Raw genomic sequence first — 17,628 nt, forward strand, 5'->3', positions numbered from 1 at the left:
TCTAGATGCCAGTCGAGCAAGCTCGACGCTACGGAGCATGTCCATCCGTCACCAAGAAACTGTCGAAGGCGGGGGGCTGTGGGTTTGCGGGGTGTGAGCCGCATGGATGCGGCGACCAAGCCCCCATGGATGGGTTTACGGCGTCCCCGCAAACCCACAGCCCCCCGCCAGCCCCCAGTACAACCCAGAGCCATGAACACCGCCGTTGCTGTTGCCCTGGCTTGAAACGGGTGCCGGGCAGCGCCCGGCCGGGTATCCTTCCTGTCTGATGTCCGACCTCGTTCATGCCAGCCGCGAAGCCCTCAGCGAAGGCGGCGCGCTCGCCTCGCACCTGGATGCCTTCAACCCGCGTCCCGCACAGCTGCGCCTGACCGAGGCCATCGCCGACGCGCTGCAGCAGCGCGACCTGCTGCTGGCCGAGGCCGGAACGGGCACCGGCAAGACGTTCGCCTACCTGGTGCCGGTCCTGCTGTCCGGCCTGCGCACCATCATCTCCACCGGCACCCGCGCGCTGCAGGACCAGCTCTACCACCGCGATCTGCCGCGCGTGCGGCAGGCGCTGGGCGTGGGCCTGCGCAGTGCGCTGCTGAAGGGCCGGGCCAATTACCTGTGCCGCTACCGCCTGCAGCAGGCGCGGGGCGAGCCGCGTTTTTCCACCCCCGAACAGGCCGCGCAGTTCCAGCGCATCCTCGCCTGGTCCGGCCGCTCGCAGTTCGGCGACATCGCCGAGCTGGACGGCCTGGCCGACGATTCGCCGCTGCTGCCGATGGTGACTTCCACCGTCGACAACTGCCTGGGCACCGACTGCCCGTTCTGGGACGACTGTTTCGTCGTGCACGCGCGGCAACGCGCGCAGGCGGCCGACGTGGTGGTGGTCAACCACCACCTGCTGCTGGCCGATCTGGCGCTCAAGCAGGATGGCTTCGGCGAGCTGCTACCCGGTGCACAGGCCTTCGTCATCGACGAGGCGCACCAGCTGCCCGAACTCGCCGCGCAGTTCTTCGGCGAGGGCTTCGGCATGCGCCCTTGGCAGGAGCTGGCCCGCGACTGCCTGGCCGAGGCGCGTGGCGTCGGCGGTGCGCAGTCGGCGCTGCAGGAGCCGGTCGACCAGCTGCAGCAGGCGCTGCTGGCGCTGCGCCTGGCGATGGAAGGGCTGCCTTCACGCGGTACCCAGTGGCGCGCGTTGGCGATGCCGCAGGTGCGCGAGGGATTCGATACGGCGATGACCTGCCTGGTGGCGCTTGAACAGGCGCTGCAGCCGCTTCGCGAAGCCGCCGCCGGCCTCGATGCCTGCCATGCCCGTGCGCGCGAAGCGGTGTCGCGGTTGTCGCGCTGGCTGGGCGACGACGAGCCGACCCTGGATTTCGATGCCGATCCGGCCGATGCGGCCAGTGCGGCCAGTGCCGCAGATGTGCTCTGGTACGAACTCACCCCGCGCGGGTTCCGCTGCCAGCGCACGCCGATGGATGTGTCCGGGCCGCTGCGTGAGCACCGCGAGCGCAGCCGTGCGGCGTGGATCTTCACCTCGGCCACGCTGACCGTGGGCGGTGGCTTCGACCACATCGCCACCCGGCTTGGCCTGGACGATCCGCACACGCTGGTCCAGCCCAGCCCGTTCAACTGGCCCGAGCAGGCGCTGTGCTACCTGCCTGAAGGCCTGCCCGATCCCGCTGCGCGCGGCTTCGGCACCGCGCTCATCCAGGCCCTGCGGCCGGTGCTGCAGGCCTCGCAGGGCAGGGCGTTCCTGCTGTTCGCCTCGCACCGTGCGCTGCGCGAGGCCGCCGAGGCCCTGCGCGACGGGCCATGGCCCCTGTTCGTGCAGGGCGAGGCGCCGCGCGCCACGTTGCTGCAGCGTTTCCGCGATTCCGGCAATGGCGTGCTGCTTGGCTCGGCCAGTTTCCGCGAGGGCGTGGACGTGGTGGGCGAGGCGCTGAGCGTGGTGGTCATCGACAAGCTGCCGTTCGCCGCGCCGGACGACCCGGTCTACGAGGCGCGGCTGGAGGCGATCCGCAGCCAGGGCGGCAATCCGTTCCGCGACGAACAGCTGCCGCAGGCGGTGATTGCCCTCAAGCAGGGCGTGGGCCGGCTGATCCGCAGCGAGACCGACCGCGGCGTTCTGGTGCTGTGCGACCCGCGCCTGCTCAACCGCGGCTATGGCCGGGTATTCCTCGATTCGCTGCCGCCGTTCCGCCGCACCCGCGCGCTGGCCGATGTGCAGGCCTTCTTTGCGCCACAATGGACCCCCGTGGCCGACGACGCTGCCGCCCTGACCGTCCCGGCCCCCGCGCCGGGTCCCCAGCCGGCCCCCGGCGCCACGTTCCCCCTGTTCTGATTCCGTCCGATGAAACTGCTCGCCTTTGAAACCGCCACCGAAGCCTGTTCCGTTGCCCTGCATGTCGATGGGCAGGTGCTGGAGCGCTTCGAGATCGCCCCGCGTCGCCATGCCGAGCTGAGCCTGCCGTGGGCCGAGGCGCTGCTGGCCGAGGCCGGCATCAGCCGCCGCCAGCTCGATGGCATTGCCCTCAGCCGCGGGCCGGGAGCGTTCACGGGGGTGCGCCTGGCGATCGCGATCGCGCAGGGCATCGCCCTGGCGCTGGACCGGCCGCTGCTGCCGGTGTCGACGCTGCAGGTACTGGCGCTGCGCGCGCCGGCCGAGGAAACCCAGATCCTGTCGGCGATCGATGCGCGGATGGGCGAGTTGTACGTGGCGCGCTTCGAGCGCGTGGATGGCCTGCCGGTGGCCCTCGATGCCGAGCGTGTGTGCGCACCGGCGGCGGTGGCGTTGCCGGACGGGCTGCAGGCCTACGGCATCGGCACCGGTTTCGGCGCAGCCGATGGTGCGCTGGTGGCGCAGCTGGGTACGGGCCTGCGTGGTTTCGATGCAGCGGCATTGCCGCGCGCGTCGGACGTGCTGGCGCTGGCGGTGCCGGCGTTCGCGCGTGGCGAAGGCGTGGCGGCAGAGAAAGTCGAACCGGCATACCTGCGGGACAACGTGGCATTGACCCTGGTCGAGCAGCAGGCCGCCCGCGAGGCGAAGGCGAAAGCCAACGGCTGAGCCCCTCGTGGCGGCTCGCTGATCGCGGATTCGTGGGGTTGGCCGGGCGGATGGGCTGCGCAGGGGGCGCTGCAAGTCCCTCTCCGGGGCCCGGCCCAGCCGCTGGCGGCTGGGCGTTCGGTCGCTCGCGAAGCAGTGCTTCGCAAGCAAGGCGCCCTCACCCATGTAAGCTCGGTCGCCGCATCCATGCGGCTCACGCCCCTGCGCAGCCCACCCGCCGGCCACGGACAGTTTCCGTGCGCGTCCGCCACGGAAAATCAAAAAAGAAGAATCAAAGTCAGAAGCCGATCGCTTCGCTCGCATCCACGCGTTGCGTGGATGAGTGTCGACCAAGGTCGACACCTACCAAGAGCGAAGATGCGCCGCGATCTGTCAGAGGTGGGGCGGTGTGGCTGGGCAGGACCGTTGGCGGCATGGATGCCGCCATCGAGCCCCCATGGACGGGTTTACGGCGTGTCCTGACCAGCCATACCGCCCCGCCAGACCCACAGCCCAACCGCCGCTCTCGCTCCTGCAGTTGCTTCGGCCGTTGCCTCAGTGGGTCCCGGGCCGCAGGCCCGGGCAACAAAACTCCTACCGGTCGTCGCGCAGTTCGCCACCCGGCAGGAACACCCAGGTGCGGGTCACCTGCAGGATATCCACGCCATCATCCGTCTTCGGCAACGCCGGGAACGGCTGCGCCAGCTGGATCACCCGCAGTGCCGCCTCATCGAGCAATGGCGTGCCGCTGGTTTTCAGGATACGGCTGCTTTCCACGCTGCCATCGCGGCGCACCCCCACGCTGATCACCACCTGGCCAGCCAGCCGGCGCTGACGCGCTTCGTCCGGGTAGTTCAGGTTGCCCACCTGCTCGGCGCGGTCGACCCACGCACGCAGGTAGTTGGCGTAGGCATATTCGCGCGTGCTGGCCGAAACGAACTTGCGGTTTGGACGCTTGGCGTACTGCGCCGAGCGCAGGTGCACCTCGGCAGCCAGGCGAGCCATTTCCGCGTCGCGCTGCTCGCGCGCGGTCTGCGCCGCGTCCGGGGTCGGTTCCAGCGGGGTGGGGCGGGCCTGCGCCTGCGCCACGGTGTCCTCGCCATTGCGGCTGCTGACAACCCGCGCCTGCGGCGGCGGCACCGGCGCGGCCGACTGCTGTTGCTGCGGCACCGGGCTCAGCCCACTCTGTGCCTGCGGCACGATGCCGGTCTGGTTGTCGCGCGGCCGTTGCGCGCGGTCATGCTCGCCGCCGCCTTCCTGGCTGGCCGCGGCCAGGAAATCGGCCTGCTTCGGCGTCAGCGCCGTGCGGGTCTGGCTGAAGATCACTTCCAGCGTCGGCACCAGTGGTGCCTCGCCCTTCACGGCAAAGCCCACGCCCAGGATCAGCAGGGCGTGGACGATGACCGACAGGGCAAAGGTGGCCCCCAGCCGCTGCGCTTCGCGCGGCGGCGGGGCGAGCACGGCGGACGCGGCGTCCATCAGCGCAGGCCGGCCTCGATTGCGTCGAACAGGGTGCCGGCGATGTTCAGCCCGTACTGCGCGTCCAGCTCGCGTACGCAGGTCGGGCTGGTCACGTTCACTTCGGTCAGGTAATCACCGATCACGTCCAGGCCGACGAAGCGCATGCCGCGGCGCTTCATCTCCGGCCCGACCTGGCCGGCGATCCAGCGGTCACGCTCGCTCAGCGGGCGGCCTTCGCCGCGGCCACCGGCGGCCAGATTGCCGCGGAACTCGTCACCCTGCGGGATGCGCGCCAGGCAGTAGTCCACCGGTTCGCCGTCGACCAGCAGGATGCGCTTGTCGCCGGCGGTGATGTCGGGAATGAACTTCTGGGCCAGCGCCAGCTTGCGGCCGCCGTCGGTCAGGGTTTCCAGGATCACGTTCAGGTTCGGATCGCCTTGACCGCTGCGGAAGATCGAGCGACCACCCATGCCGTCCAGCGGCTTCAGCACGGCCTGGCCGTGTTCCAGGGCGAAGGCCTTCAGTGCCTTGGCGTCGCGGCTGACCAGGGTCGGCGGGCAGCACTGCGGGAACAGCAGGGCGGCCAGCTTCTCGTTGTAGTCGCGCAGGCCCTGCGGGTTGTTGATCACGCAGGCACCGGCGGCGGCGGCCACGTCCAGCACCTGGGTGTCATAGACGTATTCGGCATCGACCGGCGGGTCCTTGCGCATCAGTACGATCTGGCCCGGGCCGAACGCGGTGCGGCTGAATGCGCCAAGTTCGTACCAGTCGGAGGGGTCGTCGCGGACCTGCAGCGGGGCGGTCTGGGCCACCGCCACGCCGCCTTCCAGGGCCAGGCCGCCCGGCCGCACATAGTGCAGGGCGTGGCCGCGGCGCTGGGCTTCCAGCAGCATGGCGAAGGTGGTGTCCTTGGCGATCTTGATGTGGGCGATGGGGTCCATCACCACGATGACGTTCAACGGCATGGGTGCACCTGTCAGGCAAGGCGTTGATGGTAGCGGCAACGCCCCCCGCGTGCCTGCCCGGGGTGCTGCAACGCTGCGTCCGTCCAGCCGTCTGCGCAGTCATTGCCAAACCTGTCACGTTCAGCAAGCCGGCATCCCAAGCGCCGTGGGCGGCGCTTGAAGCGGGCGCGGAAAGTGCGATATAGATACGCCTTCGTAGCGGCCCCCAGCACAGAAGGGTCGCGCGCTTGGGGAAAGGCAATGACTGAAAACACGACTGCGGGCGGGGAGCTCGCAGGACTCCGGGTGATGGTCATCGATGACTCGAAGACCATACGCCGGACTGCGGAAACGCTGCTGAAGCGGGAAGGCTGCGAAGTGGTGACCGCGACCGATGGCTTCGAGGCCTTGGCCAAGATCGCCGACCAGCAGCCACAGATCATCTTCGTGGACATCATGATGCCCCGTCTCGACGGGTATCAGACCTGCGCGCTGATCAAGGGCAACCAGCTGTTCAAGGCAACGCCGGTCATCATGCTGTCCTCCAAGGACGGCCTGTTCGACAAGGCCCGCGGACGCATCGTCGGCTCGGAACAGTACCTGACCAAGCCTTTCACGCGGGAAGAACTGCTGGGTGCCATCCGCACATACGTCAACGCCTGACCAGGGGGGAAAGGCACAATGGCTCGTATCGTCCTGATCGAGGATTCACCGACCGACCGCGCGGTGTTCACCCAGTGGCTGCGCCGTGCCGGCCACGAGGTGCTGGAAGCGGACAACGCCGAGGATGGCCTGCAGCTGGTGCGTGACCAGGTTCCGCAGCTGGTGCTGATGGACGTGGTCCTGCCCGGCATGAGCGGTTTCCAGGCCACCCGCGCGATGTCGCGCGATGCGGCGATCAAGCACATCCCGGTGATCATCGTCAGCACCAAGGCGATGGAAACCGACAAGGCATGGGGCCTGCGCCAGGGCGCGGCCGATTACATCGTCAAGCCGCCGCGCGAAGAAGACCTGATCGCGCGGATCAACGAACTGGTGGCCTGATGCGTTCGCCCTTCGACATTCTTGAGGCCTACGAACGGCGCAGCCTGTCCCATGCGGTGCAGCTGCCCGGGCGGCAGTTCGCCGAGGACCTGTGGCGTGGCGTCGGCTTCCGCGTGGGCCAGCGCCGGCTGGTGTCCGATTTCCGCGAAGTGGTGGAAATCGTGCCGATGCCGCCGGTGACCCCGGTGCCCTGCGCGCAGCCCTGGCTGCTGGGCGTGGGCAACCTGCGCGGCAACCTGTTCCCGGTAGTCGACCTGAAGTACTTCCTGGAAGGCGCGCGCACCGTGCAGCAGGAAGGCCACCGCGTACTGATCATGCGCCAGGCCGGCGGCGACGTCGCCCTGACCATCGACGAGCTGTTCGGCCAGCGCAGTTTCGAACTGGGCCAGCAGGTCCAGGCCGGCACCCTGGCCGAAGGCCGCTACGGTCATTTCGTCGATCGCGCCTTCCATGCCGATGGCCATGACTGGGGCGTGTTCTCGCTCTCGTTGCTGTCGCGCACCCCTGAATTCCGGCAAGCCGCGGCCTGAGGCCGGGCAACGCCCCCTGCATTGAAGATCGAGGTTGAACGATGAGTACTGCTTCGGACGCCCCCAAGACCGGCAAGCTGCGGCTGGGCGGCAGCAACCTCTGGCTGGCCCTGCTGGCCCTGTCGATGATCCTGTTCGGTGTGAACACCGGCGTCTCCACCTGGCAGGGCAGCCGCCTGGCCGATGCCGGTTCCAAGGCCGCCGACCTGCAGGTGCTCTCGCAGCAGCTGGCCAACCAGGGCCGTGATGCGGTGGGTGGCAACGCGCAGGCGTTCACTGCCTTCAAGGCCACCCGCAACGCCATCGAGCAGAACGTGTCCACGCTGCAGGGCCGCTACGGCAACGAGCCGGGCGTGTCCAAGGCGATCACCACGCTGTCCGACACCTGGGCCCCGCTGGGCAAGCAGGCCGGCCAGCTGGTCGCCAGCGAGCCGGCGGTGCTGGCGCTGGCCGGCAACGCCAACAACTTCACCGGCGCGGTGCCGGGCCTGCAGGCCCAGCTGAACGAGCTGGTGCGCGCGATGTCCGCTTCCGGTGCACCCGCATCGCAGGTGTACAGCGCCCTGCAGCAGGTCGTGGTGGCCGGTTCGATGGCTCGCCGCGTGACCGAAATGCGCGCCGGTGGCGCCGCCGCGGCCGCCTCGGGCGACGCGCTGGCCCGCGACATCACCGTGTTCTCGCAGGTGCTCGATGGCCTGCGCAACGGCAACGAAGACCTCGGCATCACCGCCGTGCGCGGTGCCGGTGCGGTCGCTGCGCTGGAACAGTCGCAGCAGAAGTGGGAAGCGATGAAGCAGGACGCCGACGCGATCCTCGCCAGCTCGCGCCAGCTGTTCGCCGCGCAGTCCGCCGCCAACGCGCTGGGCCAGGGCTCCTCGCGCATGCTGGATGACAGCCGCAAGCTGTTCGAGGCGTTCTCCTCGTTCGGCTCGGTGTCCGATACCCGCCTGTTCCCGAACTTCTGGATCGGCGTCATCTCCGGTGCGCTGTCGCTGATCGCGATCATCGGCTTCGTTTCCACCAGCGTGCGCAGCCGTTCGCGTGAACAGGAACTGCGCTACCAGACCCAGGTGGAGTTCAACAGCCGCAACCAGCAGGCGATCATGCGGCTGCTGGACGAAATCTCCTCGCTCGGTGAGGGTGACCTGACCGTCAAGGCCTCGGTGACCGAGGACATGACCGGCGCCATCGCAGACGCCATCAACTACGCCGTGGACGAACTGCGCCACCTGGTGACCACCATCAACGACACCTCGGCCAAGGTCGCGGTGTCCACCCAGGAAACCCAGGCCACCGCCATGCAGCTGGCAGAGGCGGCGGGCCACCAGGCCAACCAGATCACCTCGGCCTCGGACCGCATCGGCGAAATCGCAGCGAGCATCGAACAGGTGTCGCGCAACTCGGCCGAGTCGGCCGACGTGGCGCAGCGCTCGGTGGTCATCGCCGCCGAGGGTGCCGGCGTGGTCCGCGAGACCATCCAGGGCATGGACCAGATCCGCGACCAGATCCAGGAAACCTCCAAGCGCATCAAGCGCTTGGGCGAGTCCTCGCAGGAAATCGGCTCGATCGTGGAACTGATCAACGACATTTCCGAGCAGACCAACATCCTGGCGTTGAACGCGGCTGTGCAGGCCGCGTCGGCCGGTGAAGCCGGCCGCGGTTTCGCGGTCGTGGCCGACGAAGTGCAGCGCCTGGCAGAACGTACCTCGGGTGCGACCCGACGCATCGAAAACCTGGTTCAGGCCATTCAGGCCGATACCAACGAAGCGGTGACCTCGATGGAGCAGACCACCGCCGAAGTGGTCTCCGGTGCGCGCCTGGCCGAGGACGCCGGTACCGCGCTGACCGAGATCGAGCGCGTGTCCAACGCCCTGAACACCCTCATCAAGAACATCTCCATCGCCGCCCAGCAGCAGTCCGCTGCGGCCTCGGACATCACCCGCACGATGGGCGTGATCCGCCAGATCACCGGCCAGACCTCGCAGGGTGCCGGACAGACCGCCGAGTCGATCGGCCACCTGGCGCAGTTGGCGGCCGACCTGCGTCGTTCGGTCGCCGACTTCAAGCTGCCGGCGTGACGCGGGCAGGGCGGCGAGCAAGGAATCATTCGATGAAGCATTTCCATTTCCCACGCCAGAACACGCGCGGCCTCCGCGCGGCGGCGACCGGAGCGCGTCCATGAGCAGCCTGCGCGATGCGATGAGCCATGCAGCGCTGGGCTGGGTCAAGCCGGAGCTGGACGAGACCCTGCGCCAGGTGCGGCACGAGGTCGAGTACTTCGTCGAGGACCCGGCCGACGGTGGCCGCATGCGCATCTGCGCCGGCTACCTGCACCAGGTGCAGGGCACCCTGCGCATGGTCGAGCTGTATGCCCCGGCGATGGTGGCCGAGGAACTGGAACAGCTGGCCGTGGCCGTCGGCGAAGGCCGCGTGGCCGACCGCGATGAAGCCTGCGCCACGCTGATGCGTGGCAGCGTACTGCTGCCCGATTACCTGGAACGCCTGCAGAACGGCCACCGCGATATTCCCATCGTGCTGATGCCGCTGCTGAACGATATCCGTGCCGCGCGTGGCGAAGAAGGCGTCAATGACAGCGTGCTGTTCGCTTTCGCGCCGGACAGCGTCAGCGCCACCGAGGCCGAGCTGGACCACGCCCGTGGCAGCCTGAGCGGCCGCAACCGCGAGCTGCTCGACACCGTCGGCAGCGCGGTCAAGGAAGAACTGCTGCAGGTCAAGGATGCCCTGGACCTGCACCTGCGTACCGGCGGTGCGCCGCAGCAGCTGCAGGAACAGGTGACCAAGCTGGGCGCGGTCGGCGACACGCTGGGCATGATGGGCCTGGGCGCGGCCCGCGGCGTGGTCGCGCAGCAGCGCGATGCGCTGCTGGCCGTGGTCGAAGGCCGCCAGCAGATCGACGAAGACATGCTGCTGGATATTGCCGGTGCGCTGCTCTATGTCGATGCTTCGCTGGACGACCAGGTCGCCCACCTGGGCGCCGGCGGCAGTGGCGAGGATGACCCGAGCGCGGTGGAGAACCGGCGCACGGTGGAAGTGCTGGCACACGAGGCGATCGCCAATTTCGCCGCCGCCCGCGAGCACTTCGTCGCCTTCATCGAAACCAGCTGGAACCACGCCGAACTGCAGGACGTGCCGCGCCTGCTGGGCGACGTGTCCGGTGCGCTGCGCATGCTCGACCTGGGCACCGCCGCCGATTACCTGCGCGGCGTGCAGCAGTACATCGAGGCCGAACTGATCGGCCGCCAGCGCGTGCCCAGTGGCCGCCAGCTGGACACGCTGGCCGATGCCATGGCCAGCCTGGAGTACTACCTGGAAGCGCTGCGTGACCGCCGCCCGGGTCGCGAGGACATCCTCGACATTACCCGCAGCAGCCTGGAAACCCTGCGCTACTGGCCGCTGCCCGAGCGCAGCAGCACGGTGGCCGAGACCGAGGCCGACGCGGATCCGCTGCAGCCGATCGAGCGCGAGATCGTGCCGCTGGCCGCCGCAGCGCTGCAGCTGGAGCCGGTGGAGATCGCCGTGCAGCCGGCCGCACCGGCGCCGGGCGAGATACCGCCGCCGCTGCCGGACTTCACCTTCGATCCGCTGCCGGCTGCGCCGGTGGCCGACAACAGCCTGATGTTCGGCGCGCTGGGCGGGCAGGGCATCGCCGCATCCACGCCGGAGCAGGCCGAACCGGCACCGTTGTTGTTCGCCGCCTCCACCGCACCGGTGCCGAGCGTGCCACAGTGGGAGCTGGGTGGCCATGACGCCGCGCCTGTCGCCGATGAGCGCGCACCGACCTTCAACAGTTTCGATCCGGTCAGCTTCGAGCACGACGCTACGGCCCAGAACGTCGCCCCGCAGTGGTCGTTGTCCGACGTCGCAGCATCGCAGGCCGATGATGGCGACGCGCTGGTGCTGGAAGACAGCGTCGAGGACTTCGGCGTTGCCGCGCTGGACGACGCCGCAGGCGCTTCGCTGGAGCTGGCGGCCGTGCCCGTGTTCGACCCGGTGGCTGCCGAGCATGATGGCCCGGCCGTGCTGGCCGACGAGGTGGTGTTCCACTTCGACAACAGCGCACTGGACAACGCCGACGACGTGCTGTCGCTGCAGGCGATGGAAACGCTGTCGCTGGACGAGGAAGACGACGCGCTGCAGCCGGTGCTGGAGATCGTCGACGCGGTTGAAGCCGCGCCGGTCGAGGTGCTGGAGCTGGAGTCCACCACGACGATCGAGCCCGTCGAGCAGATCGACATGGCCGATGTGGTTGCCGAAGCGGCGCCGGTTGAAATGATCGAGGCCCTGGCCGCCGCCGAGACCGGCGCCGACGAGGTCCTGGCCACTGCCGCCGTCCCTGCCGCGACCGTGTCCCTGGTCGACGTCGACACCATCGCGCCGATCGATTTCAGCGAGGCCGATGCGCAGTTCTTCGCCGAACTGAGCGCGGCTGCCGCCGAGTTCAATCCGCAGGCCACGCCGGCCACTCCGGCACCGGAAGCCACTGCCGTGGCTGCCGAAGCCGCCGGCTTCGAAGCGGGCTTCGACGACGATGCCGAGAACATCGACCAGGACATCCGTGAGGTGTTCCTGGAAGAGTTCGATGACGAGCTGGGCAATCTCGGCACGCTGCTGCCGGCCTGGCGCATGCAGCCGGACAACATGGACCGGCTGCGTCCGATCCGCCGCATCTTCCACACCCTCAAGGGCAGTGGCCGCCTGGTCGGCGCCCGCACCCTCGGCGAGTTCGCCTGGAAGATCGAGGGCATGCTCAACCGCGTGCTCGATGGCAGCCGTGCGGCCACCCCGGCCGTGCTGGCGATGGTCGACCATGCCAACACCGCGCTGCCGCAGCTGAATGCCGCGCTGCGCGATGGCCAGCGCGTGACCGTGGACCTGCAGGCGATGCAGGCCATCGCCGACCGCGTGGCCGCCGGTGAGGAAACCTTCTACGTGCCGCTGCCGGTGGCCGCCGCACCGCAGCCGGTGGCGCAGGCCGAAGTTGTGGCCGACGTGACGGTGCTGGACGACGCCGCTGCCGTGGAAGAGGCGCTTACCGCCGACACCGTGGCCGAGCTGGTCGGTACGCCAGCCAACATCGACAGCGTGCTGCGCGAGATCCTGGAAGCCGAGGTGGAAGTCCACCTGGCGACCCTGCAGCAGTGGCTGCAGTCGGCGCAGCAGGCCGAGCAGCCGGTGAACGATGCGCTGCTGCGCGCGGTGCACACCATGAACGGCGCCTTCGCGATGACCGAAGTGCCGGAGATTACCGCCGTTACCGGTGCCGCCGAGTCCTACATCAAGCGTGCGCTGGCCGCCGAAGTGGTGCCGGGTGCCGAGGCGCTGGGTGCGCTGGAGGCCACCGCGCAGGCGATCAGTTCCACCATGGACGCGCTGCAGGCCGAACAACCGCGCATCGCGCCGCAGGCCGAGCTGGTACAGCGCCTGCAGGCGCTGGCCGGTGAACTGCCGGAAGCGCGCTGGCCGATGGTCGGTCTGGAAATGGGCGACGAAGATTTCGACGAAGCCGAAGCCGAAGCCGGTCTGGAGGCTGCCGAACTGACTGGTGGCGAAGACCTGTCGCGCTACTTCGACGCCGGCTGGCCGTCGATGCCGGAGGCCGCTGCCTCGCTGCCGAGGGTGATCGAAGCGGACGCTGCCGTTGAAGCCATCGAAGCCGATGGCGTTGCTGAAACCGCTGAAACCGCCCGGGACACTGCTGAAGTCGCGCCAGTTGCGATCGATGTGGACGCCGCCGGCCTGACCGCCGTCGACGATCTGTCGCCGTACCTGGACGCCAGCGCGCTGCCGGTGGATGACCGTGATCTGGAAGACGCCGTGGTTGCGGCGGAAGATGACGCAATTGCCCTAAGCTCGCTGCCGCAGTCGCCGGCCGTCGAGGCGGTTGACGAAGACATCGAGCCATTGGCGCTCGACAGCGACGCAACCAGCCTTCAGGATGAAATGGCTGTGCCGGGCTTCGCAGAACCGGTCACGCTGGAGGCCGCGCTCGAAGCCGGCCTGCACGTGATCGAGGACGAACAGGCGCAGGGCGAGGACGGCCAGTGGCCGGTGCTCGGCCTGCAGGCCAGCGAACTCGCGCCGGGCGAGGCGGAAGCCTTTGCCGAGGATGCGGACGTCGGCGGGGAGGCGGCGGTCGGTGAAGGAGAGAGCGCCGACCTGCCGTCCCCGGCGACGGTGAATGACGACGTGTTGGTTGACGACGCGACCGATGAGGTGGCCGCACCGGTGCGTCTGTTCGAGATGGAAGAGGCGCCGGGCCACAGCCAGGACGCCGCCGAAGTCGCGGTCGTCGCAGCCGAAGCCGTTGAACCGGAAGCCATCGAAGCCGAATCCGTCGAAGCCGAAGCCGATCAGCTCGACTTCACTGTCTACGATCGCGAGCTGGTCGACATCTTCGTCGAGGAAGGCAAGGACCTGCTCGACCATTGCGATGGCCTGATCAGCGAACTGCGCGATGCACCGCAGGACCGCGAAGTGGTGGCCGGCCTGCAGCGCGACCTGCACACGCTCAAGGGCGGTGCACGCATGGCCGGCATCAACGCCATCGGCGACCTCGGCCACAGCATCGAATCTTTGCTGGAAGCCGTGGCCGCTGGCCGCACCGAAATCGAGCGTCCTGACGTGCAGCTGCTGGAGCGTGGTTTCGACCGCCTGCACCAGCTGCTGACCCGTACCGGCGACCACCGCGTGGTCGAGCCGCCGCAGGATCTGGTGGAGGCGTTTGAAGCGCGCACCCGCAGCGAGGCTGCCGCTGCTGCCAAGGCTGCTGCAGCCAGCACCGACCCGGCTGACGAGGCACCGGTGGCGACCGTGCCGCTGGCCCTGGCTGATGCGCCGCTGTCGGCACCGCTGCCGGTGGAAGGCGCGCCTGAGGAAGATCCGCTGGCGCGTCCGCAGCAGGAACAGGTGCGCGTGCGCGCCGACCTGCTCGACCGCCTGGTCAACCACGCCGGTGAAGTGGCGATCTACCGCTCGCGCCTGGAGCAGCAGCTGGGTGCCTTCCGTGGCGCCATGGGCGAACTGGAGCGCACCAATGCGCGACTGCGCGACCAGCTGCGTCGACTCGACCTGGAAACCGAGGCGCAGATCGTCGCCCGCTACCAGCGCGAGCAGGACCAGGCCGACCAGAAGTTCGATCCGCTGGAACTGGACCGTTTCTCCACCCTGCAGCAGCTCAGCCGTGCGCTGAACGAATCGGCAGCCGACCTTGGCGGCCTGCAGGGCGTGCTGGACGATCTGTCGCGCCAGTACGACTCGCTGCTGCAGCAGCAGTCGCGCGTCAGCTCGGAGCTACAGGACGGCCTGATGCGTGCGCGCATGGTGCCGTTCGATGGCCTGGTGCCGCGCCTGCGCCGTGTCGTCCGCCAGGCCGGTATGGACACCAGCAAGCAGGTGCATCTGACCCTGGAAGGTACCCACGGCGAACTGGACCGCAACGTCCTGGACCGCATGGTCGCGCCGCTGGAACACATGCTGCGCAACTCCGTGGCCCACGGCCTGGAAGCACCGGACCAGCGTCGCGCCGCCGGCAAGCCGGAAGAAGGCGAGATCGCCATCCGCCTGCACCGCGAAGGCTCGGAAATCGTGCTGGAGGTGGCCGATGACGGTGCCGGCCTGGACCGCGAGGCGATCCGTCGCCGCGCCATCGACCGTGGCCTGCTGGCCGCCGATGCGTCGCCGAACGAACAGGAACTGGACAGCCTGATCTTCGCCGCCGGCTTCTCCACCGCCGACCAGGTCAGCCAGCTGGCCGGCCGCGGCGTGGGCATGGACGTGGTGCGCAACGAAGTGCGCCAGCTCGGTGGCTCGGTCGACATCCAGTCGGTGCGTGGCCAGGGCGTGCGCTTCACCCTGCGCCTGCCGCAGACCCTGGCCGTCACCCAGGCCGTGTTCGTGCAGATCGGCGAAACCACGTTTGCCGTGCCGGTGGCGTCGGTCAGTGGTATCGGCCGCCTGTCGCGCGAGCGTTTCGAAGCCGCCGACAGCAGTTACCGCTACAGCGGCGAAGACTATCCGCTGTACGACCTGGGCAGCCTGGTCGGCCAGGCGCCGGCGCGTGCCGACGGCCAGGACCAGGTGCCGCTGCTGCTGGTCCGCGCCGGCGACCTGCGTGCTGCCGTGGCGATCGACCAGGTGCTGGGCAACCGCGAAATCGTGGTGAAGCCGGTCGGCCTGCAGATCGCCTCGGTGCCTGGCATCTACGGTGCCACCATCACCGGCGATGGCCGCGTGGTGGTCATCCTCGACGTGGCCCCGCTGGTGCGCCGTTACCTGGCCAACCCGATCGCGCCGGTGCAGGACAACGCGCCGCGCCTGGAGCGCCAGGTTCCGCTGGTGATGGTGGTCGACGATTCGCTGACCATGCGCAAGGTGACCGGCCGCATCCTGGAACGCCACAACTTCGAGGTCAGCGTCGCCCGCGACGGCGTCGAGGCCTTGGAGCAGCTGGAAGAGCGCGTGCCCGACCTGATGCTGCTGGACATCGAAATGCCGCGCATGGACGGTTACGAGCTGGCCACCGCGATGCGTGCCGACCCGCGCTACAAGGATGTGCCGATCGTGATGATCACCTCGCGCAGCGGTGACAAGCATCGCCAGCGCGCCTTCGAGATCGGCGTGCAGCGCTACCTGGGCAAGCCGTACCAGGAGCTGGACCTGATGCGTAACGTGTACGACCTGCTGGGGATCGCCCGTGTCCGTGAGTGACGTCAATCCGGTTCCGGCCGTTGCCCTGCTGGCCCGTCCGGGCGCTGCTCGGGAGCGCCTGCGCGAGGCGCTGGCGCATGCCGATGTGCAGATCGTGCTGGAAGATGACCCGACCACGCTGGAGCCGCAGGCGCTGGCCGATGCGCATCCGCAGTTCGTGGTGATCGCCCTGGAAGCGGCCATCGAGGACGCGCTGGAGCGGCTGGAGCCGGCACTGTCGGCACCGGGCCTGACCCTGGTGTTCGACGAAGCCGAACTGGCCGCGCGCCGCGACGGTTGGGAAGCGCAGCGCTGGGGCCGCCATCTGTCGGCCAAGCTGCACGGCCACCAGCAGGTGCTGCCGCCGGGCGCCGAAGACGAACCCAGCCTGCAGCTGGAACCGGGCCGGCCTTCGCCGCCGCCGGTACCGCCGAAGGATGAAGTCCTGTACGCGCACATGGAGCAGGCCCAGGACTGGGCCGGCGACGTGCCGGCCGACAGCCTGTACACCACACCTGCACCGCCGCTGACGTTCGCTGAACCGATGTCGCTGGAACAGCACCTGGCCGCGTTGCAGGCGCAGACGCCGGAGCCCGCTGCCGATGCAGTGGAGGCGCCGGCGGACGATGCGCTCGTGCCGCCGCCGGTGTCCTTCGATCACACTGCCTGGTCGCTGGTCGACGAGGCCGCCGACACACCGGCCGCCGCCCCGCCCACGCGCGACGAGCCGGTAGCCGCACCGTCCTTCGACACCGGCCGCCTGAGTCTGGTCGACCTGGATGCCGGCCTCCCTGCCGGTGCACGCGCCGGGGCGCTGCTGGTGCTGGCCGGCATCGGTGGACCCGATGCGCTGCGCCGCCTGCTGGGCGCGCTGCCGACCGGGCTGGCCGTGCCGGTGCTGGTGCACATGCGCCTGGACGGGGGCCGCTACGGCAACCTGGTCAAGCAGATGGCACGGGTATCGCCGCTGCCGGTGCAGTTGGCCGAGGCCGGCCGCCGCGCGACGCCGGGCGAGGTCCACATCCTGTCCGACGACATCGGCGTGCGTGCCGCCGCCGATGGCCTGCATTTCCAGACCGACCCGCTGGGTATCTCGATTGCCACGCTGCCGGCCGAACACAGCGCCCTCGTCCTGCTCAGTGGCGCCGACCTGGCCCATGTTGGCCCGGCCCTGGACCTGGCCGAGGCCGGTGCCTGGGTGGCAGGGCAGGTGGGTGAGGGCTGCTATGACCCCGCCGCGGCAACCGCCGTGGTCGCTGCCGGCATGGTGGCCGGTGAACCGCAGGAACTGGCACAGGCCATCGCCGCGCGCTGGGCCGTGGACGAGGACAACGGAGAGACGCCATGAGCTACGCGAACAACGATGAGATCCGTGGCGTCCTGATCCAGTCCGGTGGCGAGCGCGTGCTGCTGCCCAATGCAACGGTGGCCGAAATGATGTCGCGCGTGGCGGTGGAACCGGTGGCCGATGCGCCGCGCTGGCTGGTCGGGCAGATCGCCTGGCACGGCTGGCAGGTGCCGCTGCTGTCCTTCGCCCGCCTGTCCGGGCTGGGCGATGAAGTGGTGGGCGGGCACAACAAGGTGGTGGTGCTGAAGGCTCTCAGCGGCAATGCACAGCGCCCGTACTACGCGCTGCTGACGCAGAACTTCCCGCAGCTGATCTCGGTGCCGCGCGACGGCCTGCTGGCCGACGCTTCGGAAGAAACCCTGCCGGAGATCGTGCACATGCGCGTGCTGCTGGGTGAAAAGAGCGCGCTGCTGCCGAACCTGGACGCACTGGAATCGGCGCTGGATTCGCTGGCCGCCTGATCATCCGCCGGGCATGGCCCGGCGCTACCAGGCTGCGCCGGGTGATTGCGGACGGTAGCGCCGGGCCATGCACGGCGAGCGCAGCGGTCACGGTGATCCT

At 69.2% G+C, this 17,628-nt stretch carries 11 protein-coding genes; 9 read left to right on the plus strand and 2 right to left on the minus strand.

Annotation, left to right across the window (positions count from 1 at the left end):
* Window positions 1-268 precede the first annotated feature (268 nt).
* Window positions 269-2,332, plus strand: coding sequence for an ATP-dependent DNA helicase (locus tag DCO49_RS09925; RefSeq protein WP_116863897.1), 2,064 nt, complete (start codon window positions 269-271; stop codon window positions 2,330-2,332).
* A gap of 9 nt (window positions 2,333-2,341) precedes the next feature.
* Window positions 2,342-3,055, plus strand: a complete 714-nt coding sequence (gene tsaB, locus DCO49_RS09930) for a tRNA (adenosine(37)-N6)-threonylcarbamoyltransferase complex dimerization subunit type 1 TsaB (protein ID WP_116863898.1) — start codon at window positions 2,342-2,344, stop codon at window positions 3,053-3,055.
* A 573-nt stretch (window positions 3,056-3,628) separates the two neighbouring features.
* Here the strand turns inward: tsaB and DCO49_RS09935 are convergent.
* Window positions 3,629-4,513 (minus strand): energy transducer TonB, encoded by an 885-nt coding sequence (locus DCO49_RS09935; RefSeq protein ID WP_116863899.1) that lies wholly within the window; start codon window positions 4,511-4,513, stop codon window positions 3,629-3,631.
* Window positions 4,513-5,460, minus strand: a complete 948-nt coding sequence (gene gshB, locus DCO49_RS09940) for a glutathione synthase (RefSeq protein WP_116863900.1) — start codon at window positions 5,458-5,460, stop codon at window positions 4,513-4,515. The genes DCO49_RS09935 and gshB overlap by 1 nt, the downstream gene beginning before the upstream one ends.
* A 240-nt stretch (window positions 5,461-5,700) precedes the next feature.
* On the opposite strand from gshB, the gene pilG reads away from it, so the two are divergent.
* The 7 genes from pilG to DCO49_RS09975 all read left to right on the plus strand — a co-directional run bounded on the left by pilG (window position 5,701) and on the right by DCO49_RS09975 (window position 17,528).
* Entirely contained in the window at window positions 5,701-6,102 is a 402-nt protein-coding gene (gene pilG, locus DCO49_RS09945) for a twitching motility response regulator PilG (RefSeq protein WP_005418455.1), read from the plus strand.
* Between the two features lie 18 nt (window positions 6,103-6,120).
* A complete protein-coding gene (locus DCO49_RS09950) occupies window positions 6,121-6,483 on the plus strand; it encodes a response regulator (protein WP_108769692.1) in 363 nt (120 codons plus the stop codon).
* Window positions 6,483-7,013: a chemotaxis protein CheW gene (locus DCO49_RS09955; protein ID WP_116863901.1), complete on the plus strand. Its 531-nt coding sequence runs from the start codon at window positions 6,483-6,485 to the stop codon at window positions 7,011-7,013. Before DCO49_RS09950 ends, DCO49_RS09955 begins: the two co-directional genes overlap by 1 nt.
* 41 nt (window positions 7,014-7,054) lie before the next feature.
* The gene (locus tag DCO49_RS09960; RefSeq protein WP_108769690.1) at window positions 7,055-9,091 is read left to right on the plus strand and encodes a methyl-accepting chemotaxis protein; all 2,037 of its coding nucleotides are present in this window, start codon (window positions 7,055-7,057) and stop codon (window positions 9,089-9,091) included.
* Window positions 9,092-9,191: 100 nt separating this feature from the next.
* Complete coding sequence (locus DCO49_RS09965; RefSeq protein WP_116863902.1) at window positions 9,192-15,740, plus strand: Hpt domain-containing protein; 6,549 nt, start codon at window positions 9,192-9,194, stop codon at window positions 15,738-15,740.
* A complete protein-coding gene (locus DCO49_RS09970; protein ID WP_116863903.1) occupies window positions 15,727-17,067 on the plus strand; it encodes a chemotaxis protein CheB in 1,341 nt (446 codons plus the stop codon). The genes DCO49_RS09965 and DCO49_RS09970 overlap by 14 nt, the downstream gene beginning before the upstream one ends.
* Window positions 17,064-17,528 carry a chemotaxis protein CheW gene (locus tag DCO49_RS09975; RefSeq protein ID WP_116863904.1) on the plus strand — a complete coding sequence of 155 codons (465 nt, stop codon included), beginning with the start codon at window positions 17,064-17,066 and terminating at the stop codon, window positions 17,526-17,528. The genes DCO49_RS09970 and DCO49_RS09975 overlap by 4 nt, the downstream gene beginning before the upstream one ends.
* Window positions 17,529-17,628: the final 100 nt, after the last annotated feature.

The sequence above is a fragment of the Stenotrophomonas sp. SPM genome (assembly GCF_003105135.1).
GTDB lineage: Bacteria > Pseudomonadota > Gammaproteobacteria > Xanthomonadales > Xanthomonadaceae > Stenotrophomonas.